The organism is Pseudomonas sp. Y3 TE3536 (genome assembly GCF_053629175.1).
Window position 1 is genome coordinate 5,560,973 of record NZ_JBRJHU010000001.1, and the last position, 20,153, is coordinate 5,581,125.

At 63.0% G+C, this 20,153-nt stretch carries 22 protein-coding genes; 12 read left to right on the forward strand and 10 right to left on the reverse strand.

From position 1 onward, the window contains the following. Positions 1-17 precede the first annotated feature (17 nt). Together AB7M33_RS24850 and AB7M33_RS24855 are read right to left on the reverse strand one after the other, a co-directional pair. Positions 18-911 carry a DUF2950 domain-containing protein gene (locus AB7M33_RS24850; protein ID WP_454243890.1) on the reverse strand — a complete coding sequence of 298 codons (894 nt, stop codon included), beginning with the start codon at positions 909-911 and terminating at the stop codon, positions 18-20. After that, on the reverse strand, positions 908-2,374 hold the full coding sequence (locus AB7M33_RS24855; protein ID WP_454243891.1) for a DUF3300 domain-containing protein: 1,467 nt from the start codon (positions 2,372-2,374) through the stop codon (positions 908-910). The genes AB7M33_RS24850 and AB7M33_RS24855 overlap by 4 nt, the downstream gene beginning before the upstream one ends. Positions 2,375-2,578: 204 nt before the next feature. Here AB7M33_RS24855 and AB7M33_RS24860 point away from each other — a divergent pair, with 204 nt between their 5' ends. Then, positions 2,579-2,830 (forward strand): hypothetical protein, encoded by a 252-nt coding sequence (locus AB7M33_RS24860; protein ID WP_186680130.1) that lies wholly within the window; start codon positions 2,579-2,581, stop codon positions 2,828-2,830. Between the two features lie 81 nt (positions 2,831-2,911). Further along, entirely contained in the window at positions 2,912-3,631 is a 720-nt protein-coding gene (locus tag AB7M33_RS24865; RefSeq protein ID WP_238213421.1) for a TorF family putative porin, read from the forward strand. On the opposite strand, the gene AB7M33_RS24870 is transcribed toward AB7M33_RS24865, so the two are convergent. Together AB7M33_RS24870 and AB7M33_RS24875 are read right to left on the reverse strand one after the other, a co-directional pair. After that, complete coding sequence (locus AB7M33_RS24870) at positions 3,628-4,500, reverse strand: DMT family transporter (protein WP_454243892.1); 873 nt, start codon at positions 4,498-4,500, stop codon at positions 3,628-3,630. The genes AB7M33_RS24865 and AB7M33_RS24870 overlap by 4 nt on opposite strands. A gap of 100 nt (positions 4,501-4,600) precedes the next feature. Next, positions 4,601-5,011, reverse strand: coding sequence for a RidA family protein (locus AB7M33_RS24875; RefSeq protein WP_454243893.1), 411 nt, complete (start codon positions 5,009-5,011; stop codon positions 4,601-4,603). Positions 5,012-5,200: 189 nt separating this feature from the next. Between AB7M33_RS24875 and AB7M33_RS24880 the strand changes: the two genes are divergently transcribed. Then, positions 5,201-5,518, forward strand: a complete 318-nt coding sequence (locus tag AB7M33_RS24880; protein ID WP_099429144.1) for a hypothetical protein — start codon at positions 5,201-5,203, stop codon at positions 5,516-5,518. A gap of 50 nt (positions 5,519-5,568) precedes the next feature. Here the strand turns inward: AB7M33_RS24880 and AB7M33_RS24885 are convergent, their stop codons facing one another. Continuing rightward, on the reverse strand, positions 5,569-5,781 hold the full coding sequence (locus AB7M33_RS24885; protein WP_027593522.1) for a PLDc N-terminal domain-containing protein: 213 nt from the start codon (positions 5,779-5,781) through the stop codon (positions 5,569-5,571). A gap of 228 nt (positions 5,782-6,009) precedes the next feature. Between AB7M33_RS24885 and AB7M33_RS24890 the strand changes: the two genes are divergently transcribed. Continuing rightward, the gene (locus tag AB7M33_RS24890) at positions 6,010-7,017 is read left to right on the forward strand and encodes a GlxA family transcriptional regulator (RefSeq protein ID WP_027593523.1); all 1,008 of its coding nucleotides are present in this window, start codon (positions 6,010-6,012) and stop codon (positions 7,015-7,017) included. A gap of 6 nt (positions 7,018-7,023) precedes the next feature. Here the strand turns inward: AB7M33_RS24890 and AB7M33_RS24895 are convergent, their stop codons facing one another. Continuing rightward, positions 7,024-7,695, reverse strand: coding sequence for a TetR/AcrR family transcriptional regulator (locus AB7M33_RS24895; RefSeq protein WP_027593524.1), 672 nt, complete (start codon positions 7,693-7,695; stop codon positions 7,024-7,026). Positions 7,696-7,874: 179 nt separating this feature from the next. On the opposite strand from AB7M33_RS24895, the gene AB7M33_RS24900 reads away from it, so the two are divergent. Further along, complete coding sequence (locus AB7M33_RS24900) at positions 7,875-8,759, forward strand: DMT family transporter (protein WP_454243894.1); 885 nt, start codon at positions 7,875-7,877, stop codon at positions 8,757-8,759. A gap of 8 nt (positions 8,760-8,767) precedes the next feature. Here the strand turns inward: AB7M33_RS24900 and AB7M33_RS24905 are convergent, their stop codons facing one another. Then, complete coding sequence (locus AB7M33_RS24905; protein WP_099429141.1) at positions 8,768-9,652, reverse strand: NHL repeat-containing protein; 885 nt, start codon at positions 9,650-9,652, stop codon at positions 8,768-8,770. A 217-nt stretch (positions 9,653-9,869) separates the two neighbouring features. On the opposite strand from AB7M33_RS24905, the gene AB7M33_RS24910 reads away from it, so the two are divergent. The 5 genes from AB7M33_RS24910 to AB7M33_RS24930 all read left to right on the forward strand — a co-directional run bounded on the left by AB7M33_RS24910 (position 9,870) and on the right by AB7M33_RS24930 (position 14,920). Continuing rightward, positions 9,870-10,850: an aliphatic sulfonate ABC transporter substrate-binding protein gene (locus AB7M33_RS24910; RefSeq protein ID WP_027593527.1), complete on the forward strand. Its 981-nt coding sequence runs from the start codon at positions 9,870-9,872 to the stop codon at positions 10,848-10,850. Between the two features lie 16 nt (positions 10,851-10,866). Then, positions 10,867-12,258, forward strand: a complete 1,392-nt coding sequence (locus AB7M33_RS24915) for an LLM class flavin-dependent oxidoreductase (protein ID WP_454243895.1) — start codon at positions 10,867-10,869, stop codon at positions 12,256-12,258. A gap of 106 nt (positions 12,259-12,364) precedes the next feature. Next, positions 12,365-13,201 carry a bifunctional allantoicase/(S)-ureidoglycine aminohydrolase gene (locus tag AB7M33_RS24920; protein WP_027593529.1) on the forward strand — a complete coding sequence of 279 codons (837 nt, stop codon included), beginning with the start codon at positions 12,365-12,367 and terminating at the stop codon, positions 13,199-13,201. A gap of 99 nt (positions 13,202-13,300) precedes the next feature. Further along, positions 13,301-13,906 (forward strand): START domain-containing protein, encoded by a 606-nt coding sequence (locus tag AB7M33_RS24925; protein WP_027593530.1) that lies wholly within the window; start codon positions 13,301-13,303, stop codon positions 13,904-13,906. Between the two features lie 90 nt (positions 13,907-13,996). Continuing rightward, positions 13,997-14,920: a LysR substrate-binding domain-containing protein gene (locus tag AB7M33_RS24930; protein WP_454243896.1), complete on the forward strand. Its 924-nt coding sequence runs from the start codon at positions 13,997-13,999 to the stop codon at positions 14,918-14,920. Positions 14,921-14,968: 48 nt separating this feature from the next. On the opposite strand, the gene AB7M33_RS24935 is transcribed toward AB7M33_RS24930, so the two are convergent. Next, positions 14,969-16,387, reverse strand: a complete 1,419-nt coding sequence (locus AB7M33_RS24935; protein ID WP_027593532.1) for an amino acid permease — start codon at positions 16,385-16,387, stop codon at positions 14,969-14,971. 379 nt (positions 16,388-16,766) lie between these two features. Further along, positions 16,767-17,189 (reverse strand): Lrp/AsnC family transcriptional regulator, encoded by a 423-nt coding sequence (locus tag AB7M33_RS24940; RefSeq protein ID WP_027593533.1) that lies wholly within the window; start codon positions 17,187-17,189, stop codon positions 16,767-16,769. 193 nt (positions 17,190-17,382) lie between these two features. Here AB7M33_RS24940 and AB7M33_RS24945 point away from each other — a divergent pair, with 193 nt between their 5' ends. Together AB7M33_RS24945 and ctlX are read left to right on the forward strand one after the other, a co-directional pair. Next, positions 17,383-18,435, forward strand: coding sequence for an ornithine cyclodeaminase (locus AB7M33_RS24945; RefSeq protein WP_099429136.1), 1,053 nt, complete (start codon positions 17,383-17,385; stop codon positions 18,433-18,435). A 33-nt stretch (positions 18,436-18,468) separates the two neighbouring features. Next, positions 18,469-19,428 (forward strand): citrulline utilization hydrolase CtlX, encoded by a 960-nt coding sequence (gene ctlX / locus AB7M33_RS24950; RefSeq protein WP_177323884.1) that lies wholly within the window; start codon positions 18,469-18,471, stop codon positions 19,426-19,428. A 111-nt stretch (positions 19,429-19,539) separates the two neighbouring features. Here the strand turns inward: ctlX and sodC are convergent, their stop codons facing one another. Next, the gene (sodC, locus tag AB7M33_RS24955; protein ID WP_454243897.1) at positions 19,540-20,055 is read right to left on the reverse strand and encodes a superoxide dismutase [Cu-Zn] SodC; all 516 of its coding nucleotides are present in this window, start codon (positions 20,053-20,055) and stop codon (positions 19,540-19,542) included. Positions 20,056-20,153 lie beyond the last annotated feature (98 nt).

Sequence of the window (20,153 nt, forward strand, 5' to 3'; positions counted from 1 at the left end):
GCAGGGATGCGCCGTGCTCACTCGATCGCCGTGGTATCGACCTCTTTCCAGCTGTCATCCGGGTCGAAGCGTTTCATCTCCTTGGCCAGCCTGTCCCCGTGTGGCCCGAGGTCTTTCTCGAAGACCTGGCCGTCATGGCTGATCATGAAGCTCATCACCCCTGTGTCGTCATACTTCGCTGGCCAGGCGATCAGGGCAAAGCCGCGGCTCATCTGGTTGCCGATCAAGTAGCTGTAGGCGCCACCGGGGGCCGAAGGGCCTTGCGCATCGAGGATGCGGAAGTGGTAGCCATACCAGTCGTCACCCACCACATCCTGGCCGAACAGCGGCCCCAGCGGGCTGACCTGCCCATCACCTTCATCGTCCCAGTACAGGCCGTCATGCTTGCCAGGCTCGCTGAAAATTTTCTGCGCGTATTCCAGCGCACCATTGCCGTTGCGGTCTTGTGAGGCGTAGTCCATCTGCGCGTCGTGGTACGCCAGCATCGACTGCAGGGCGCCCAGTTCGTTGCGGCCAATGCGCCGGGCGCGGATCTCGGCACTGCCGGCCTTGAGGTCGAAACGCCAGCCCTGGCTGCTTTTGCTCAGGGGTATAGGCAACGTCCAGTGATCACTGCCCACCGCCAGTATGGCCTTGCCCTGGGCCGTCATGTCGATGCTGTGCTGCGCGCGATACTGCTCCAGGAACGTGTCCACATCACTGCGTTGCACACCCCCACGCGGGATGTAGGTACGCCAATCATCGCCCAGCAGTTGGCCCAAGCGCGCTTCATCCGCTTTCTCTTGGCCCAGCGCCGCGACGAAGGCCTCCACGGCCTTCTCCGGTGTCGGAAAAGCGTCTTGCGCAGCGGCCAGGGATGACCAGGCCAGGCCTGCAGTGAGCAGCAATGCCCCGAGTAATGGACGGTTCATCGACGGCCACCTCCCCCGCGGCGTGCAGGCGCACTGGGCCGGGAGATCTGGTGCCCGGCGGCACGCGATGCGTTCGGCCGCTGGGCGAACGACTGGCTGGTGCGGCCGCGGCTGGCCTGCGCGCTGGTGCGCGACGGCGAGCGCACGCCATCGAAGGCATTGTTACGCGCCCGGCCTGCGGTATTGGCAGGGCGGTTCTGCGCCCCTTGCCGCGCCTTGCCTTCGCCTTGTCTGCGTGAGTTGACCTGGTTGTTCTGCTGCCGGCCTTGGGTATTACGTGTGTCCTGTCGGCGGTCGGCTGGCCGTGCCGCGTCGTTACGCGATTGCATGCGATTGCCGACCGAATTGCCCGCCTGCGCCTCGCGCACCTGCTGGCGGGCCTGGCGGTTGCTGGTGGCCGGCCGCTCGATGCCAGCCCGGTCCATTGAAGCCCTGGCGTTGTTGCGTGCCTGGGCACGCTGGGCGTCGTCGCCACGGAACGCGGTACGCTGGGTAGCACCGTCCAGCTGGCGACCATATTGCTGGCGGCTGCGGGCATCGCGGTAAGGCACACCCTCGCGGTTCGCGGCGTTATGCTGCCATTTGTTCTGGTTGTTGGTGATGCGGTTGTTGCCGTTGATGTTGTTGTAGCGGTTGACGTCGATGTCGATGTCATTGTTGCCCCAGTCACAGTCGCCCCACAGCGAACTGACAATCGCCACGCCCGTACCGAAGGCCAGGCCCGCCACCAGCGCGGAACCGGCGTAGTACATCGGCGGTGGCGGGTAGTACACCGGCGGCGAGGCCGGGTAAGCCCAGGTGCCGTAGGTGGTGGTGGGGTTGTAGCTGGGCACGTACACCACTTGCGGGTCGGCCGGCTCGATAATGATGGTGGTGGGCGGGCTGCTGGCCGGGGCAGCCTGCTTGCTGCTACCACCGCTGGAAGCCGGCGCTGCCGCCGGAGCCGCCTGCACGGTCACGTTCTGGTACTGGTTGCTCTGCAGGTTGCCGGCCGCCTGCGCTTGATGACGCAAGCGCTGCACGCCGGCCATGACATCGTCGGGTTGCGCGAGAAAGGCGTCGCCCAGGCGTTGTACCCACACGGGGTCCTGGCCCAGGGTCGCCAGCAACTGCGGGAAGGCCACCAGCGCCTGCACGCTCGGGTCCCACGGCTGTTTCGCCACTTGCTTGACCGCATCGTCGCCAGAGGCCTTGGGGTTGGCCTTGGACCAGGTCACGGCTTCACTCACCTGCCCCGGGTAGGTGGCGGCCATCAGCACCTGGGCCAGCAACGCGTCGGGGTACAGCGCGATGGGTGCGAGCATCTGGTCCAGTTGCTCCTGGGTGAACACCGCCTCCTTGGCCGCGAGCGTGTCGGCTTGTGGGGCCGGGGCCGGCGCGGGTACATCTTGTGCCAGCACCCGGCCAGGTGCAGCGCTCAGGCACAGCAGCGCCGAAAGGACGGCAATCAATGGCATGCGCATCGCTAATCCCCATGAGGTCAGACCGCGTGGGTTAAGGGTAGCAATGGCAATCCGTTTGACCAGCAGAGAGGGCGCTAACTTTTCGCACTGATGGTTGTATCGATAGTGACTATCGAACGAGGCAATTTCTACTGATCGGCCCGGCCCAATAACCTAGCGCCATTGATTCGAACTTGGCGAATCCCCGCACCCCGGAGCTACCCGATGAATACCCTGGCCCGCCTCTCGCTCACTGCCCTGGCCGCTACCGCCATCGCCCTGTTGGCCGGCTGTGCCAGCCACCCCGAACTGCGCCCGTACAGCGCCGAAGAAACCCGCCAACTGCAACTGGAAGCCTTGCAGCGCCGTGGCCTGTCGCTGGACGACTATGAACAGCAACGGCGGGTGATCCAGCGTGCCAACGACCTGCCTGTAGTCACTGAAGCCGCCGACGCTGACCCTTCGACCAAAGGCTGAAGGGCATAGCCAACGGTTCCCTCCTCCCGCCTGCGCAGGTATCCTTTACCGCTCAACCGCAAGCCTTCCAGGACGGAGACCATGACCAGGCCCCTTCTGTTGCTGAGTGCTGCACTGCTCTTCAGCCCCCTGCTGCTGGCCCAGCAAATGAAACGCGAACTGGGCGATATCGACTTCACGCTAGGCACCACACCCTCCCGCAGCATGGCCCAAGGGCTGATTTCGCCCAGCGCCATCGGCGCATTCCATGGTGGCCTCGACCTCAGCCACCGCAGTGGCTGGTACCTGGGCCAATACGCCCCGAGCATGGGCGTCACCCCAAACTCCACCCTGCGCTTGGACAGCTACCTGGGCTACAAGCACCACTTCGACAGCAGCCTGGGTTACGAGGTGGGTTTGATTCATTACAGCCAGCCCACTGTCGCAGGCCCCGACAGTTACGCGCTGTACGGCGGCGTGTCGGTGCTGGGCAGCCGCTTTGGCGGGGCGCTGCGCGACAACCCCGACAACCGCACCGGCACCCTCTTCGCCGACTTCGGCCAATTGCCGCTGTTCGACGTCGACCTCACCGTCAAACTCGCCCATCACCGCTTGGGCACGCCGTTCACCATTGGCGATGGCAGCCAGGTGAATGCCTTTTCCGACTGGTCGCTGGAACTGTCGCGGCCTTGGCTGGGCATCGACCTGAACCTGATCTACAGCAACTCCAACCTCAGTGGCGGCGGTTGTGATGCGTATTCGGGGATCAACACGTATTGCGAAAGCGTCGTCACGCTCAAGGCGCAGCGCAGCTTCTTTTAACGGCGTGGTGCCAGCGCCAGCGCGATGCCGCCCAGCACCACGACACACGCCACTAGCAAGCGCAACGACAGCGGCTCACCAATCAGGCAAACCCCGCCCACTGCGGCAATCACCGGCACACTGAGCTGCATCGTTGCCGCCTGTTGTGCGCTGACCTGCCTGACCACGCCGTACCACACGGCATAACCCGCCCCCGAGGCCAGCACGCCCGAGGCAAGCGCATACAGTAAACCGGGTGCGGTCAACTGCGTGCCGCCATCGACCCACAGCACGGGTGCCAGCAGCACCAGGCATGGCAGGCTTCGGGCAAAGTTGCCGGCGGTATCCGCCAACGGCCTGGGTGAGCCTTTGCCCAACAGCGAATAGACGCCCCACGCCACGCCCGAGGCGGCCATCAGCAAGGCGCTGGGCAAGAGTGGCGCCTCGGCACCGCGCAACAACAGCACCAACAGGCCAGCGAAGGCGATGAGCATGCCCAGCAGCATCCGCGGGGTGATGCGCTCGCCTTTGTACGCGGCAAAACCAAACATGGTGATCTGCACAGCGCCGAACAACAGCAACGCACCCGCGCCAGCGCCCAGTTGCAAGTACGCCGCAGAAAACAGGAATGCATAAAGGAACAGCGCCAGGCCGCCTCTCCAACTGCCGCCCTGGGGGATTGCGGGCTTGCGCAACCGTATCAGCAGCATGAGGAACAGCGCACCACTGGCCAGCCGCACCACCGTGAACGATGCGGGGTCGATGGCCCCGTCGCGCAGTGCCAACCGGCAAAACACCGAATTGGCAGCGAAGGCCACCAGGCTGAACAGTGCGGGCCAGAGCCAGGCCCTGGCCTTGCGGTCGGTAAGCGTGGTGGTGCCGGTGCTCATGGTGGGGTCACCTCTGAGAGGGTTATTGTTGTTATATCGGCCCTGCAGCTACCGATATACAACAGAGTGTTTCCCTGGCGCCACCCCCGAGTGGCAGCCGCTACAGCGCTGCCACCGCGTCGATCTCCACCAGCATGCCGCCCAGCGCTAGCCGAGGCACGGGTATCAGTGTGCAGGTCGGTTTCATGAGCGGGCCCCAGGCCCTGTCAGCCTCGGCCACCCATTGCTGCAGACGCGCCTCGCTGTGATCGACGATCAGCAAGGTCAGCTTGAACACCTGTGCCAGGCTGGCGCCTTTGGAGGCCAGGGCCGTCTCGCGGTTGGCCAGGGCCTGTCGGGCCTGGTCGGCGAATGCCGGCGACAGATGCCCGCTGACGTCCTCGCCGCCCTGGCCGGCGATATACAGCAAACGGCTGCCGGCAGGCACTTCTGCGACATGGGAATAGGCATTGCCACTGGGGTCATACAGCCCTGCAGGGTTGGACAGCTGGAAAGGTGCTGAACGGGACACGGTGAATACTCGCACGGAGAAAAGTGCCGCCGAGTATCAGACCTCGAGTTAGCTTGAGGTCAAGCGCTGTAGGACTTTTCACATGACGCGGTCAGCGTGTTGAACCACGTGTGTGTTTTCAGCGGCGTCTGCCTGCCGCTAGAGTGCAAAACCCGGCACGGAGGCCTGCCCGCAACAAGGAAAGCGACAATGACCAAGCACCACTTTCAACTTGCCTACACCATTAACCCACGGCATGACGGCGATGACGACGAGGCCGCCCGCGCCCGGCTGCACTTGCGCAAAATCGGCTGGGACACCGTGGACCACATCGAAACCACCCTGCTAGGCGTGGTCCAGCTTTACCAAGGCACCACGGCAGCCCGTGTCGATGAAGCCGAAAAGCAGATTCGCGACCGCATACACGAAGAGCTCAAAAGCCTGCGTGTGGTGTCGCGGGTGAAGTTTCACGGCAGCCTGATGGTCGACGGCCTGGGCCAGGCCATTCACTTCAGCATCGTGCCCTGAGCCGCGAGCAGTGACCGCACCAGGCGCCCCCGCGCCTGGTGCCATGGCCATCACTTTTCTTGCAGCACTGCCCTGCCCTTCACCGCTCGCGGCCCGCGCCACGCCCAGAACAACAGGCCGGGAAACGGCGCATAGACCACGAAGACGACCCACAGCATCTTGCGCTCGGCGCGGCGGTCACTGCCGATGATGTGCCAGATGGCCCAGATTTCCAGCAGGATCACAAAGGCCGCGATGATGATCCAGATCGTTCCGATTTCCATGAGCGCTCTCCCATTTGGCATGTAATGGGTTGGGTTGCCTTGGGCGCTGAGGGTTCAGATTGATTTCCCGGGGAGCGTGTTTTTGGGCTTGCAGCGCCTGCACCTCACAACCACCCTTCAACCCATTGCCTGAACACGACCTGAAATACGACATGCCCACCCGAGAGATTGTCTTTCCCCCGGCCACCCGCCACACTCCGCCTGGCCAGCCAGGAAGCGGAGTCCATAGTGCCCACCCCACGCCAGTTCAGCAAGAAGACCAGCACCAGCAACATGCTGAGGCTAAAGTCCACCACCGGAAATGCCCAAGCGCCCTATCGGGTCGACTTCGTATTGCTCGAACACTTCTCCATGGCCAGCTTCACCGTGGCCATGGATGTGCTGGTCACGGCCAACCTGCTGCGCGCCGACAGCTTCCAGTTCACCCCACTGTCGCTGGACGGCGACCGGGTGCTGAGCGACCTGGGGCTGGAGCTGGTCGCCAGCGAACTGTCCGCCGAAGCGCTCAAGGAACTCGACCTGCTGATCATCTGCGGTGGCCTGCGCACCCCGCTCAAGTACCCTGAACTCGACCGCATGCTGGACGACTGCGCCGCCCATGGCATGGCCCTGGGCGGCCTGTGGAACGGCGCCTGGTTCCTGGGCCGCGCAGGCGTGCTGGACGACTACGGGTGCAGCATCCACCCCGAGCAACGCGCCAGCCTCTCCGAACGCAGCCCGCAAACCCGCATCACCCCGGCCAGCTTCACCCTCGACCGCGACCGCCTCAGCGCCGCCAGCCCCAATGGCGCGATGGAGCTGATGCTCGGCCTGGTCCGCAGGCTGTACGGCGATGGCCTGGCCGAAGGCGTCGAAGAAATATTGTCGTTCTCCGGCGCGCGCTATCGCCAGGTCGGGCCCGGGGCGAAAAAGTCCATGAGCCTGCACATGCGCACCATCGTCGAGCTGATGGAAAACAACCTCGAAGAAACCCTCAGCCTCGATCAACTGGCCGCCTACAGTGGGCGCTCACGCCGGCAGATCGACCGCCTGTTCCAGGCCCAGCTGGGCACCTCGCCGCGGCGCTACTACATGGAATTGCGCATCACCAAAAGCCGCCGGCTGCTGCAGTATTCCGACCTGTCGGTGATGGAAGTGGCAGTGGCCTGCGGATTCGTGTCGGTGTCGCACTTCAGCAAGTGCTATGCGGCGTACTTCGGCTACCCGCCGTCACGCGAGCAACGGCTGGGCGAATGACCCCGCTCAGGCGCGGATGTAGCGGATGACTGCGTCACAGATCATGTTCTTGTGGCGCTGCTTGATCTCGTCGTCGGCGAGGTCTATCTGGAAGATCTCGCCGAAGGTGTGGCGGTTCGACACCCGGTAGAAGCAGAACGAACTCATCAGCATGTGCAGGTCGATGACCTCGATCCCGGAACGGAAAACACCTTCCTGCTCGCCCCGACGCAGGGTGCTGCCGAGCGCTTCGAGCACCAGGCTGCTCATTTCGCGGATGACCGGCGACTGCTTGACGTACTCGCCATAGTGAATGTTTTCGGTGCAGATGATGCGCACGAAATCGACATTGCGGTCGTGGTGATCGAAGGTGAACTCCACCAGGCGACGGATCGCCTGCTCGGCCGGCAGCGACTCCAGGTCCAGGCTTTGTTCGGTCTTGCGGATATCACCGTAGAGCTTGACCAGGCACTCGACGTACAACTGCTCCTTGCTGCCGAAGTAGTAGTAAATCATGCGTTTGGAGGTGGCGGTGCGCTCGGCGATGGCATCGACGCGCGCGCCGGCCAGGCCCTGCTGGACGAACTCGTTGATGGCGGCCTGAAGGATGTCCTCGCGCGTTTTCTCGGGGTTGTTCTTGCGCGACTTGCGCACCCCTTCGATTTCAGGCTGGCCGAGGCTGACTACGGAATCACTCATACCCACTCACAGGCTGTTTATTGGAATGAGGGGATTATCCGTGAGCGCGGCCATGCAGGGAAGCACGCTGTTGGTCGGGTAGCCATCAAAGGGCATTACAGGCAAACCACTGGCGGCGCTTGTAGTCACGCCCTTCAACCCGCTAGCCTGCGTTCTCTGCCCCGGACGGACCCTGCCGCATGCAACCGCGCGACCTTGCCGCTTACCTGTTTCTGGCCATTGCCTGGGGCTTTTCTTTTCTGGTGGTGCTCAAGACGGTGCACGCCTTTGGCTGGGTCGGCGCGGTCAGCCTGCGCTCGCTGATTGCCGGCAGTACCTTGGCCGTGCTGGGTGCGGTGTGCGGCCGTGCCTTGCGCCTGCGACCATTGCTGAAACCGCTGCTGGTGATCGGCGCCACTACCGTGGCCGGGCAGTTGATCGGTATGTCTTATGCCACGCCACGGATCGGCACCGCCATGGCAGCGATCTTCGTGGCCACCATCCCGCTGTTTTCGATGATCATCGGCCGTGTCTGGGGGCTGGAGAAAATCACCCTGCAAGGCCTCATCGGCCTGCTGCTGGGCTTTGTCGGCATCGCCATGCTGGTGGGCTTTCCGGCCCAACCGGTCAACGATGTCTTCATCCACGGCTGTATCGCGTCGCTGTTCGGGGCCTTGAGCGCTGCGTTCGGCAGCAACTACGCCAGCCTGCACGTGCGTGGCCAGGACCCATGGACGGTGACCGGCGGCGCGTTCCTGGCCGGCGGCCTGATGACCTTGCCGCTGTTGCTGGTGGTGCCCGTGCCTAGCGTGCCCCAGGCCAGCGACTGGCTTTACCTGCTGATCAGCGGCGGGGTCATGAGCGCTACCACGTATGTGCTGTTTTTCGGCCTGGTCGCCCGTATCGGTGCCACCCGCGCCATCAGCGTAGAGTTCGTGGTCACCCTGGTGGCGGTGCTGGTGGGGGCGTTGTTCCTCGATGAAACCTTGAGCCTGCTGCAGGTCGCCGGCGGCGGGGTGATCCTGCTCGGCTGCATGCTGGTGCTGGGCTTGCTACCCGGGCGCAAGCAACGCCTGCCGAGCTGAACGATTGGTCAGTCACGCTGCGCGGTGCTGCGCTCCACCGGTGGGGTCAGGTGCAGCACGCGGTTGCGCCCGCCCTCAGCCAGCAGGTAGCCGCCCTTGCCATCGGCGACGATTGACTGCGGCGCCTTGAGGAACGACAGCACGGTCTGGCGCGAGCCATCAGCGTCAATACGCAGCAAGCGGGCGCGGTGCGTGTTGTCTTCGCTGATCCACAAACCGCGCTGGTCGCAGAAGAGGAAGGTTGGGTTACGCAGGCCATCGACCACCACCGGGTCCTGGCCGTCTTCGGACAACGCGCGGACCTTGCCGTTGGCTTTCTCGGTATACAGCAGGCGGCCATCGCTGCAGCGGGTCAGGCCTTCAGTTTCGGTAAGCCCGGAACGCAGCACGTCAAGCTGGCCAGTGCGCCAGTCGTAGCGCATCAAGCGGCCATTGCCCTTGCGGTCCTCGATGGCATAAAGGTGATCGCCCTCGTTCCACAGCCCTTGCACGCTCTCGCCGTCGAACAGCCGGGTCACCTGGCCATCACGCGACAGGCTGACCGGCGCGAAGCCCCCTTCCTGGCTGAACACCCAGCCGCCGTCGACGGCGACCATGCCATCAGGTTTGGACAGGTTGTCGATCACCACGACCCGGTCGCCCTGGGCGGTGATCTTGAGGATGCTGCCTTTGCCGTCGTCCAGTTCGCGGCTGACCAGCAGGCTGCCGTCGGCTTGCGGCAGCAACGAGGCTGCTTTGGCCACGTCGCGGTGCAACACCTCGACGTCCCAGCCGCTGGCAGCCTGGACCGGATAGAAACTCTGCCAGGCAAAGAAGCCAAGCGTGGCCGCGAGCAGGCTGGCAGTAGCGGTCAGGGCGATGCGGGTGCTGCGCTTGCGCAGGGTGTGCGGCATGAAAAAGGCTCCTCAAACGTGATCGGGATCCTAACAAAGAGATGTGAAAAAAAAGTGATGGCACAGTGCCCTTATGTGCAAGCGCATGCCTCTAAACTACAAAAAGGATATAAAAATAACTAAACATTCTAACCAAATGGAATTAAAAAATTGAAAGCCAAACGCCACCTCCTTAGTCTGGGCGCACGGATTATCACCCCATTCCAGGAGCCCCCTCATGCCCACCCGTGCCTTTTCCCCCTTGCGCCGCCTGCTGATCGGCGGCCTGTTGGCCAGTGTCGCCAGCGCTTTGCTGCCCTGGTCCAACGCCCTCGCCGAAGACGCCAAAACCTTGCGCATCGGCTACCAGAAATTCAACAGCATCAATATTCTCAAGGGCAGTGGTGCCCTGGAGAAGGCCCTCGCCCCGCAGGGGGTGACCGTCAGCTGGCACGAGTTCGCCGCGGGCCCGCAACTGCTCGAAGCGCTGAGCACCGGCGCTATCGACCTCGGCCACGCCGCCGACGCCCCCTCGGTCTTTGCCCAGGCCGCCGGCAAGCCAGTGGTTTACCTGGCCGCCGAGCAACCTTACCCGCGCGGTATCGGCCTGGTGGTGCGCGAACAGGACCACCTCACAGGCGTGCAGGACCTTAAAGGCAAACGGGTAGCCACCGGCCGTGGCTGGAACGCGCAATACCTGTTGGCCGTCGCACTGGAGCAAGCTGGCCTGAGCTACCAGGACATCACCCCCGCCTACGTCAATAACGCGGCTGATGCCGTGGCCGCCCTGCAATCGGGCAGCGTCCAGGCCGTGACCCTGTGGGACCCGTTCCTCGCCGCGGCAGAAAGCCAGCCGGGCCTGAAGAACCTGCGTGACGGCAGTGGCTTGTCCAATAACCGCACCTTCTACCTGTCCACTGCGGCATTCGCCGACCAGCACCGCGCCCTGCTGAAGACCTTCTTCGCCGAACTGGGCAAGGTCAGCCAATGGGCCAACGCCAAGCCCGCCGACGTCGCCGCGCTGCTGGCGCCGCAGCTGGGGATCAAGGCCGATGTGCTGGAAGTGGCCAGCGAGCGCCGTAACTACAACGCCGTCGCCATCACCCCACAGATCGTCGCCGAACAGCAAAAGCTGGCCGACACCTTCCAGGGCCTGGGCCTGATCCCGCGCAAGTTGCAGGTAGCCGATGCGGTCTACCCGGCTTCCGTGCTGCCGTGACCGGAGACTGACCGCCATGCCCCGCCCGATCCGCTTCAACGCGTTCAGCATGAACGCCGCCAGCCACCAGTCCCCCGGCCTGTGGCGCCACCCGCGTAACACCAGTGTGGCCTTCAACCGCCTGGGCTACTGGACCGACCTGGCCCGCCTGCTGGAGCGCGGCCTGTTCGACGCGCTGTTCATTGCCGACGTACTGGGCATCTACGACGTCTACCAGGGCGGCCCTGAAGCGGCCTTGCGCGGGGGTGTGCAGGTGCCGGTCAACGACCCGCTGCTGCTGGTCCCGGCCATGGCCGGCGTAACCGAGCACCTGGGCTTTGGTGTGACTTTTTCACTGACCTACGAACACCCCTACCCCTTTGCCCGGCGCATGTCCACGCTCGACCACCTGAGCAATGGCCGTGTCGGCTGGAACATCGTCACCGGTTACCTGGACAGCGCCGCGCGTAATTTGGGCCTGGCCCGCCAACTGGGCCATGACCAGCGTTACGACCTGGCCGAGGAATACCTGCAGGTGCTGTACAAACTGTGGGAAAAAAGCTGGGACGACGACGCGGTGGTGCTGGAGCGTGACAGCGGCCGTTATATCGACCCTTCCCGGGTCCACCCGATCGGCCACGTCGGCGACCACTTCCAGGTGCCCGGCACGCACCTGTGCCAGCCCTCGCCGCAACGCACGCCGGTGTTGTTCCAGGCTGGCGCCTCGGCACGCGGCCAGCAGTTTGCCGCGCAGCATGCCGAGTGCGTGTTCATCAGCGGGCCGACGACTACGGTACTGCGCCGCTATGCCGATGGCATTCGCCAGGCCAGCGAAGTGGCCGGGCGTGGCCGCGACGAGGTGTTGATCTACGCCCAGGCACTGTTGATCGTCGCCCCCACGCGTGAAGAGGCCGAAGCCCGCTTTGCCGAGTACCGGGGCTATGTCGACCTGGACGCCGCGTTGGCCCTGCTGTCGGGCTGGACCGGCATCGACTTCGCCGGCCTCGACCCCGACGCACCGATCGAGTATGTCGAGAACGATGCCGGCCGCGCCGCCCTGGCCGCCTTCACCGCCGCCGACCCCAACCGCCGCTGGACCGTGCGCGAAGCGGCCGAATTCGTCGGCCTGGGGGGCCGTGGCCCGGTCCTGGTGGGCGCTGCCAGTGACATCGCCGACCAGTTGGAAACATGGCTGGACGAGACCGGCATCGACGGTTTCAACCTCACGTACGCGGTGCAACCGGATGACCTGGCCAACGTCGTCGAGCTGCTGGTGCCCGAGCTGCAACGCCGCGGCCGCTACCCCTTGCACTACCAGGACGGCACCCTGCGCCACAAGCTGTTCGGCCAGGGCGACCGCTTGCCGGAGCAGCACGCAGGGCGCCAAGTTAGCATTCAGCAAGCAAATACCGGGTATTCCAACATTTAATTTGTAGATGGCACGCGCTCGACCCTATTCTGTCGGCACATCCCCTGCGCCGCACCGGCCGGTGCGGTTCACGGCACGGGGAGAGAACAACAAGTCGAGATCGTCCATGTCGAATCATTCCTACTTCGCCCCCCACGGTGGGCACCCAGCTCAAACCGAGCTGCTGACTGACCGTGCCATGTTCACCGAAGCCTATGCCGTCATCCCCAAGGGCGTGATGCGTGACATCGTCACCAGCCACCTGCCGTTCTGGGACAAGATGCGCATGTGGGTCATCGCCCGCCCATTGACCGGTTTTGCCGAGACCTTCTCGCAATACATCGTCGAAGTGGCCCCGGAAGGCGGCAGCGAGCGCCCAGAGTTGGACGTAAACGCCGAAGCCGTGGTGTTCGTGGTCGAGGGTGAGCTCGACATCACCCTGGAAGGCAAGCACCACACCCTGAAGCAAGGCGGCTACGCCTTCATCGCCCCAGGCGCCGAATGGAGCCTGCGCAACCACAGCAAGGCCAACGTCACCTTCCACTGGCTGCGCAAGCACTACCAGAAGGTTGAAGGCCTGGACCTGCCAGAGTCCTTCGTCACCCACCGTGACAACGCCACCGTCATCGAAATGCCGGGCACCGAAGGCCGCTGGAAAACCACCCGCTTCGTCGACATGGCCGACATGCGCCACGACATGCACGTCAATATCGTGACCTTCCAGCCGGGCGGCGTGATTCCGTTCGCTGAAACCCACGTCATGGAACATGGCCTGTACGTGCTGGAAGGCAAGGCGGTGTACCGCCTGAACCAGGACTGGGTCGAAGTCGAAGCCGGTGACTTCATGTGGCTGCGCGCCTTCTGCCCGCAAGCCTGCTACGCCGGTGGCCCAGGCAACTTCAGCTACCTGCTGTACAAGGACGTCAACCGCCACGTGCACCTGACGCTCAACCCACAGCGCTAAGCGTTTAGTTAGGCCAGCCTGTTGGACCGAAGCCCGCCTCCTGGCGGGCTTTCTGTTTGCCGCTCATACTGAACAATCCTGCCCTGCGCGGTGCTCACCATGAACCGCTACCGCCTGCTTGCCGCCTTGTTGCTGGCGCTGTCCAGTACCGTTCAGGCGACCGACGACTGGAACCTGGCCTACGACAGGGAAGGCATCCGTGTCTACCTCAGCGGCGACGGCGATTCCCCCTACCAGCAGTTTCGCGGTGTCAGCACCATGAAGGCCAGCGTACGCACGTTGACAGACCTGCAGGAAAACCTGCGCGTGGCCTGCAAATGGCTGTATGCCTGCGCCGAGATGCGCTTGCTGGAGGTCGACGGCGACAGTACCTGGGTCTACCTGACCACCAACCTGCCGTGGCCGACCCTGCCGCGGGACATCGTGGTCAAGGTGACCACCGAACAGCGCGACGACGGCACCCTGCTGCGCCACCTGAGCGCCGACCCTGGCAAGATCCCCGAAGTGGAGGGGCTGATCCGCGTGCAGCGCCTTAGTGGCCAGTGGGTGATGAAACCGCTGGGTGACAAGCAGACCGAAGTCACGTACCAGCTCAAGGCAGACCCGGCCGGGGATGTGCCGGGGTGGCTGGCCAACCGCTTTGTGGTGGATGCACCGGTGGTGACGTTGCGCACGCTGCGGGCGGTGGCCGAGCGCCAGCACTGAAGGCCTGCTGGCGACTACCACCCTGGCGGTTTTTCTGCCACTGTCTGGGCGCGACGCGGACCAGCGCGTCGCGCCTTGCCAGGACGTCGCATGAAAACACAAGAATACGGCAACAAACACAAAGGCTACCGGCGCATCATCCCGTCGATGACGGCACTGCTCGAATTCGAAGCCGTGGCCCGGCACAACAGCTTCACCCTGGCCGCGCAGGAGTTGGGCGTGACCCAGGCAGCGGTGAGCAAACAGGTCAAGCAGCTCGAAGAAACCCTCGGCAGCCAGCTGTTCCAGCGCCTGCACCGGGGCGTGCGCCTGACCAGCGAGGGCCAGGCCCTGTATGCAGTCATTTCCGACTCGCTGCAAAAGATCGCCTCGGTATTCGACCGGCTCAGTGAGGGTGGCAACGAGCAAGAACTGGTGCTGAGCTGCACCGCGACGTTTTCCCAGCTGCGGGTCATGCCGCGCCTGGGCACCTTGCGCACCGCCCTGCCCCACGTGCGCCTGCGCCTGGCCACACAGATGTTCATGGGCGACCTGCGCAATCACGATGTCGATCTGCTGGTGCGCTATGGCAACGGGCGCTGGGAAGACGGCACCGCGGTGCAGCTGTTCGAGGAAGAAATATTTCCGGTGTGTTCACCCGACTGGCTCACCCGCAACAGCCTGCCGGAGTCACTAGAAGGGTTGTACGGCGCCGACTTGCTCGATGCCGATGCCACGACCGAGGGCTGGATGACTTGGCCTACCTGGTTCCGCGAAACGGGTGGGCACCCGCCCAAACTTCGCTACAGCCTGCGTTGCCACTTGTACGCCGACACCGTCCAGGCAGCGCTGCATGGGCATGGTGTGGCGCTGGGGTGGGGCCGAATGGTCGATCACCTGTTGGCGTCCGGTGAGCTGGTGCGCCTGACCGACCTGGTGGTCAAACCCCGCGAGGCCTACTACTTGGTAGTGCCCCATGGCCGCAGCACTACCCCGACCACTCTGGGCTTGGTGGACTGGCTGCGCGACAGCTGAAAGCGGCAATGGCCGTGGGCGTTACCCCACGGCCAACTGCACTGCGTTTCAGGAAGCCGTAGCCGCTACTTGCCGCGCGCACACCTTAACCCGGCGCCGGTAGGCGAGCAGCAAGCCGATGTACCACAGCGGCATCACATACAGCGCGGTGCGTGTGTCAGGCTCGAGCGCCAACAGGCACAACACGAAGATCAGGAACAGCTGCGCCGATGCCGCCGTCACTTTGCCCCCTGGCAGCTTGAACCTGGACTGCTCATGCGCCTTGGGGTTCTGGCGGCGGTAGGCAAAATAGGACATCAGGATCAGCGACCAGGTGACGATGATCATCACCGCCGAAATGGTCGACACCAACGTGAAGACCGTCATGACCTCCGGGATCACGAACAACAGCGTCAGCGCAATCGCCATGCACACCCCCGAAAACACCAGCGCCCTGACCGGCGTACCCGACCCGGACAGCCGCCCGAACGCGGTCGGCGCCTGTTGCTGGTGGGACAGGCCGTAAAGCATCCGCGACCCCGAATACACACCGCTGTTGGCCGACGAGGCGGCAGACGTCAGCACCACGAAATTGATGATGCCGGCCGCAGCCGGCAGGCCGCCCAGCAGGAACAGCTCGACGAACGGGCTGCGGTTTGCCGGCACATTCGCCCACGAGACCACGCTGATGATGCACACCAGCGAGCAGATGTAGAACAGCAGGATGCGCACGGGAATGGTGTTGATCGCTTTGGGCAGGGTCTTTTCCGGGTCCTTGGCCTCTGCGGCCGCGGTACCGATCAGTTCGGTGCCCACGAACGAGAAAATCGCGATCTGGAAGCCGGCGAGGAAGCCGAGAATGCCATGGGGCATGACCACGCCGGGTGCCACCAGATGGCTGAAGGACGCCGTGACCCCGGCTGGCGACGTGTAGGACGTGGCCACCATCACCAGCCCCGTGACCACCAGCAGCACGATCGCGACGATCTTGATCAGCCCGAACCAGAACTCGACCTCGCCAAACGCCTTTACCGCCAGCATGTTCAGGCCCAGCAGCAGGAACATCGTGGCAAATGCCGGTAGCCAGGTGGGCACATCGGGGTACCAGTACTGGAAGAAGCCTGCCACCACGACCACATCACCCACCGCCGCTACCACCCAACTGAGCCAGTAGGACCAGCTGAGGATGAAACCGGCGCGCGGCCCCAGGTAGTTGTGTACCAGGTCTGCGAACGACTCCATGTGCAGGTTGGCCAGCAGCATCTCGCCCATCGCACGCATGATGCAGAACACGAAAAAGCCGATGATGGCGTACACCAGAATGATCGAAGTGCCGGAAAGCGCGATGATCTTGCCCGAGCCCATGAACAGCCCGGTGCCGATCGCACCACTGATCGAAATGAGCTGAATGTGCCTGTTTTCCAGCCGTCGCTTCAGCGTACGGCCAGGCTGCCCAGTCGCGTCTTGCGAGTTGCACGTTTGCTGCATAGTTGACCTCTTATTCTTTTTCTGTGAAACCACATCCCTTCACTGCGCACTTTAATTGGTACGCACGTGCACACGTGTTGTAATAACAAGCGCAGCAGGCATGGGTATTAACGCAGACGGAAATACACGCCCCGATGAAACTTCTCATCAGGCTTAATTAATTATGAAAGCCCATCACACGTGCACGCCGATTAATCTGGTCATGCCCGGCAAGACGTTTAAACGTGAAACACAGGGTGCTGACGCTGTTTCATTTTGCCAGCCGTTGTGGTCAATCGGAACGCTACAGACTGCACACACGAAATGGGATTTGTTGCACTGTGAAAGGCCGGGGTGACAGTTTGCGCCAGGCGCCTGCCCATTCCGGCTATCGCAGTGATCACATCTTGAAGGTGGAGAGCAAAATGCTGGTCTCGGTGTTCTCGATGTGCTGTATCGAGCGAATGGTGTTCAACGCTCGGTCGAAGGCCTCGAGGGTGTCCGCCCGCAGCTCGGCCATCAGGTCCCAGCGGCCATTGGTGGTGTGGATGGCCACCACGTTGGGGTGCCCGCGCAGCGCGTGCTTGACCTCCGCAGCATGGTGGCCGCTGATGCCGATGCTGGTAATTGCCCGTACGCCTTGCTCCAGGGCATCTGACCTGAGGCGAATCGTGTAGCCCATGATCACCCCTTGTTCCTCAAGCTTGGTGATGCGGTTCTGCACCGTTGCCCTGGCAACCTTGAGTTTCTTGGCAAGGGTGAGGATCGGCGTGCGTGCATTATCACGCAACAGCGCGATCAGTTCCCGGTCTACAGTGTCCATGGTGCCTGCCCATTAATCAGATTGTTATTCGGGGGTCGCAGATTGTCTAGAAAGATGACGAAACTGGCAACCTGCTCTCTTCAATTTGACGCAACCTTTCATCAAACTCTTCGTGCTGGCAACCCCTCAACAATCTTAAGCGTTCACCCTGCAGGCCTTGAGGTGAGAGCGCGCGCATAAAAGGTGCAAGAGCATGACGTATTTCATTGATGTTCCAACCATGTCCGATTTGGTCCATGACATTGGCGTAGCGCCCTTCATTGGCGAACTGGCCGCGGCCCTGCGCGAAGACTTTAAACGTTGGCAGGACTTTGATAAGTCCGCCCGTGTTGCCAGCCATTCGGAAGTGGGTGTGATCGAATTGATGCCAGTCGCCGACACGCATCGCTATGCGTTCAAATACGTCAACGGGCACCCTGCCAATACAGCAAAAGACCTTCATACCGTCATGGCCTTTGGCGTGTTGGCCGACGTGGCGACCGGTTACCCGGTGCTGTTGTCTGAACTGACCATCGCCACCGCCCTGCGCACTGCCGCCACATCGTTGATGGCCGCCCAGGCACTGGCCCGGCCGAACGCGAAAAAAATGGCGCTGATCGGCAACGGCGCGCAAAGCGAATTCCAGGCACTGGCCTTCCACAAACACCTGGGTATCGAAGAAATCGTCGCCTTCGACACCGACCCGCTGGCCACCGCCAAGCTGATCGCCAACCTCAAGGAGTACAGCGGCCTTACCATTCGCAAGGCCCGCTCTGTTGCCGAGGCGGTCAAAGGCGTCGACATCATCACCACGGTGACCGCCGACAAGGCCTACGCGACCATCATCACCCCCGATATGCTCGAACCCGGCATGCACTTGAACGCAGTGGGCGGCGACTGCCCAGGCAAGACCGAACTGCATGCCGATGTACTGCGTAAAGCCCGGGTGTTCGTCGAGTACGAACCGCAGACCCGTATCGAAGGTGACATCCAGCAATTGCCAGGCGACTTCCCGGTGGTCGACCTCTGGCGTGTACTGCGGGGTGAAACCGAAGGCCGCCAAAGCGACAGCCAGGTAACCGTATTCGACTCGGTGGGCTTCGCACTCGAAGACTACACCGTACTACGGTATGTACTACAGGAAGCCGAAAAACGCGGCCTGGGTTCAAAAATCGACTTGGTGCCCTGGGTGGACGAAGACCCGAAAGACCTGTTCAGCCACACCCGCGGCCGCGCTGCCAAAAGCCGCATCCGACGCGTTGCATAACCCTACGGTCAGCTCTTAATTTCGGTAATCCAGATGGCATTTCCAACGCGTTCGATTCAAGCACCTGCGGCAGTGGTCATGGTCAGGCCACACGCCTTCACCCCCAACCCGGAAACAGCGGCAGACAATTCGTTTCAGAGCACCCACCCTGACGTCGCCGCGCAGGCCGTGGCCGATGTGGCGCGCGACGAAGTCACCCAGGCCGCGGGGCGGCTTGAAGCCGAGGGCGTGCGGGTGCACCTGTTCGACGACTTTGGCGAGCAGAACACGCCGGACTCGGTGTTCCCGAATAACTGGTTTTCCACCCACCCGGGCGGCCACATCGCGATCTATTCGATGTACTCGCGCAACCGCCGCCGCGAACGGCGGGCGGATGTCATCGAGATGCTCAAGCATGAGTACCGGGTGCAGGATGTGATCGACTATTCCGGGCTGGAACAGGACGAGCTGTTTCTCGAAGGTACTGGGGCGATGGTGTTCGACCATTTGTCCAGGGTCGCCTATACCGCCCGCTCCAACCGCGCCGACCCGATCGCCCTCGAGCGTTTCAGCACGCACTTCAACTTCGAGCCCATGGTGTTCGACACGGCCGACGAACAAGGCACGCCGATTTACCACACCAACGTTCTGATGTGCGTGGCGACTGAGTTTGCACTGGTGGGGTTTGACACGTTCACCAACCCGAGCCGTGCACAGGAGGTGCGCATGCGCCTGATCGAGTCAGGCCGTGATGTGATCGACCTGAGCAACCAGCAGATCAGCCAGTTTGCCGGCAACGCCATCGAGCTTTCTGGGCGCGATGGTCGAATCCTTGCGCTTTCGCGCAAAGCGTTCGACAGCCTTACAGGTGAGCAGCGTCAGCGCATCGAGCGTTCGGCGCGGCTGGTACCTTTGGATGTGCCGACCATCGAGATGGCCGGGGGCTCGGTGCGCTGCATGATCGCCGGGATTCACCTGTCACCGAGAAGCTCACGCCCGCTTTCGATCAATTAATTGCAAGCCACCTGTAGGAGCAGCCTTGTGCTGCGAAGAGGCCGGTACAGCTGTTGCAGATGATGTGCCTGCAATGGCCTCTTCGCAGCGCAAGGCTGCTCCTACCCGCCGTTACTGCACAACCCCGCATGCCATCCGCGCACCACCACCGCCCAGTTTCTCCGGGTGGTCACTGTGGTTGTCGCCACCGGCATGCACCATCAACGCATGGCCTTTGAAGTCTGCAGCCTTGAGGCGTGGTGCCAGCACCGGATAGCTGGCCTTGCCATCGGCACCCACGTACAGCGCCGGCAAGTCACCCCGGTGGCCGCTGTCATCGTAGGGGCCTTTATGCGCCTGGGTCGAATCCGGGTCCCAGTGGCCACCCGCCCCGCCAGCAGGCACCGGCTTGCCGTTCTCCTCCGCGGGAGCACACGACGCATTCTGATGCAGGTGGAAGCCATGCACGCCGGGTGGCAGGTCCTTGAGATCAGGGGTCAGAAGGGTGCCGTATTGGTTTTGCTCGATGCTGATGGTCCCGATCGACTTGCCTGGGCCGTCGGGGCCTGCCAGCTTGAGTTCCACCGTCTGGGCGGCCTGCGCAAGGCCGGTGCTGGCCAGCAATGCAACGAAAAGCGCTGCTTTCATGTTGGTTCTCCATGGCGTGGGATGACGGGTGTCGTACCCAGGTAACAGTTGGGACTGCGCAGCCCGCCAGGTATTCCATTTGGCCACAGACTGAAACA

Excerpts from the sequence above, each read along its gene's own strand:
- AB7M33_RS24935 (WP_027593532.1), bottom strand. The coding sequence starts at position 16,387 with ATGCAGCAAACGTGCAACTCGCAAGACGCGACTGGGCAGCCTGGCCGT.
- AB7M33_RS24870 (WP_454243892.1), bottom strand. The coding sequence starts at position 4,500 with ATGAGCACCGGCACCACCACGCTTACCGACCGCAAGGCCAGGGCCTGG.
- AB7M33_RS24895 (WP_027593524.1), bottom strand. The coding sequence starts at position 7,695 with ATGAGTGATTCCGTAGTCAGCCTCGGCCAGCCTGAAATCGAAGGGGTG.
- AB7M33_RS24930 (WP_454243896.1), top strand. The coding sequence starts at position 13,997 with ATGAAAACACAAGAATACGGCAACAAACACAAAGGCTACCGGCGCATC.
- AB7M33_RS24855 (WP_454243891.1), bottom strand. The coding sequence starts at position 2,374 with ATGCGCATGCCATTGATTGCCGTCCTTTCGGCGCTGCTGTGCCTGAGC.
- AB7M33_RS24925 (WP_027593530.1), top strand. The coding sequence starts at position 13,301 with ATGAACCGCTACCGCCTGCTTGCCGCCTTGTTGCTGGCGCTGTCCAGT.
- ctlX (WP_177323884.1), top strand. The coding sequence starts at position 18,469 with ATGGCATTTCCAACGCGTTCGATTCAAGCACCTGCGGCAGTGGTCATG.
- AB7M33_RS24915 (WP_454243895.1), top strand. The coding sequence starts at position 10,867 with ATGCCCCGCCCGATCCGCTTCAACGCGTTCAGCATGAACGCCGCCAGC.
- sodC (WP_454243897.1), bottom strand. The coding sequence starts at position 20,055 with ATGAAAGCAGCGCTTTTCGTTGCATTGCTGGCCAGCACCGGCCTTGCG.
- AB7M33_RS24860 (WP_186680130.1), top strand. The coding sequence starts at position 2,579 with ATGAATACCCTGGCCCGCCTCTCGCTCACTGCCCTGGCCGCTACCGCC.
- AB7M33_RS24920 (WP_027593529.1), top strand. The coding sequence starts at position 12,365 with ATGTCGAATCATTCCTACTTCGCCCCCCACGGTGGGCACCCAGCTCAA.
- AB7M33_RS24940 (WP_027593533.1), bottom strand. The coding sequence starts at position 17,189 with ATGGACACTGTAGACCGGGAACTGATCGCGCTGTTGCGTGATAATGCA.
- AB7M33_RS24850 (WP_454243890.1), bottom strand. The coding sequence starts at position 911 with ATGAACCGTCCATTACTCGGGGCATTGCTGCTCACTGCAGGCCTGGCC.
- AB7M33_RS24945 (WP_099429136.1), top strand. The coding sequence starts at position 17,383 with ATGACGTATTTCATTGATGTTCCAACCATGTCCGATTTGGTCCATGAC.
- AB7M33_RS24905 (WP_099429141.1), bottom strand. The coding sequence starts at position 9,652 with ATGCCGCACACCCTGCGCAAGCGCAGCACCCGCATCGCCCTGACCGCT.
- AB7M33_RS24900 (WP_454243894.1), top strand. The coding sequence starts at position 7,875 with ATGCAACCGCGCGACCTTGCCGCTTACCTGTTTCTGGCCATTGCCTGG.
- AB7M33_RS24910 (WP_027593527.1), top strand. The coding sequence starts at position 9,870 with ATGCCCACCCGTGCCTTTTCCCCCTTGCGCCGCCTGCTGATCGGCGGC.
- AB7M33_RS24885 (WP_027593522.1), bottom strand. The coding sequence starts at position 5,781 with ATGGAAATCGGAACGATCTGGATCATCATCGCGGCCTTTGTGATCCTG.
- AB7M33_RS24880 (WP_099429144.1), top strand. The coding sequence starts at position 5,201 with ATGACCAAGCACCACTTTCAACTTGCCTACACCATTAACCCACGGCAT.
- AB7M33_RS24865 (WP_238213421.1), top strand. The coding sequence starts at position 2,912 with ATGACCAGGCCCCTTCTGTTGCTGAGTGCTGCACTGCTCTTCAGCCCC.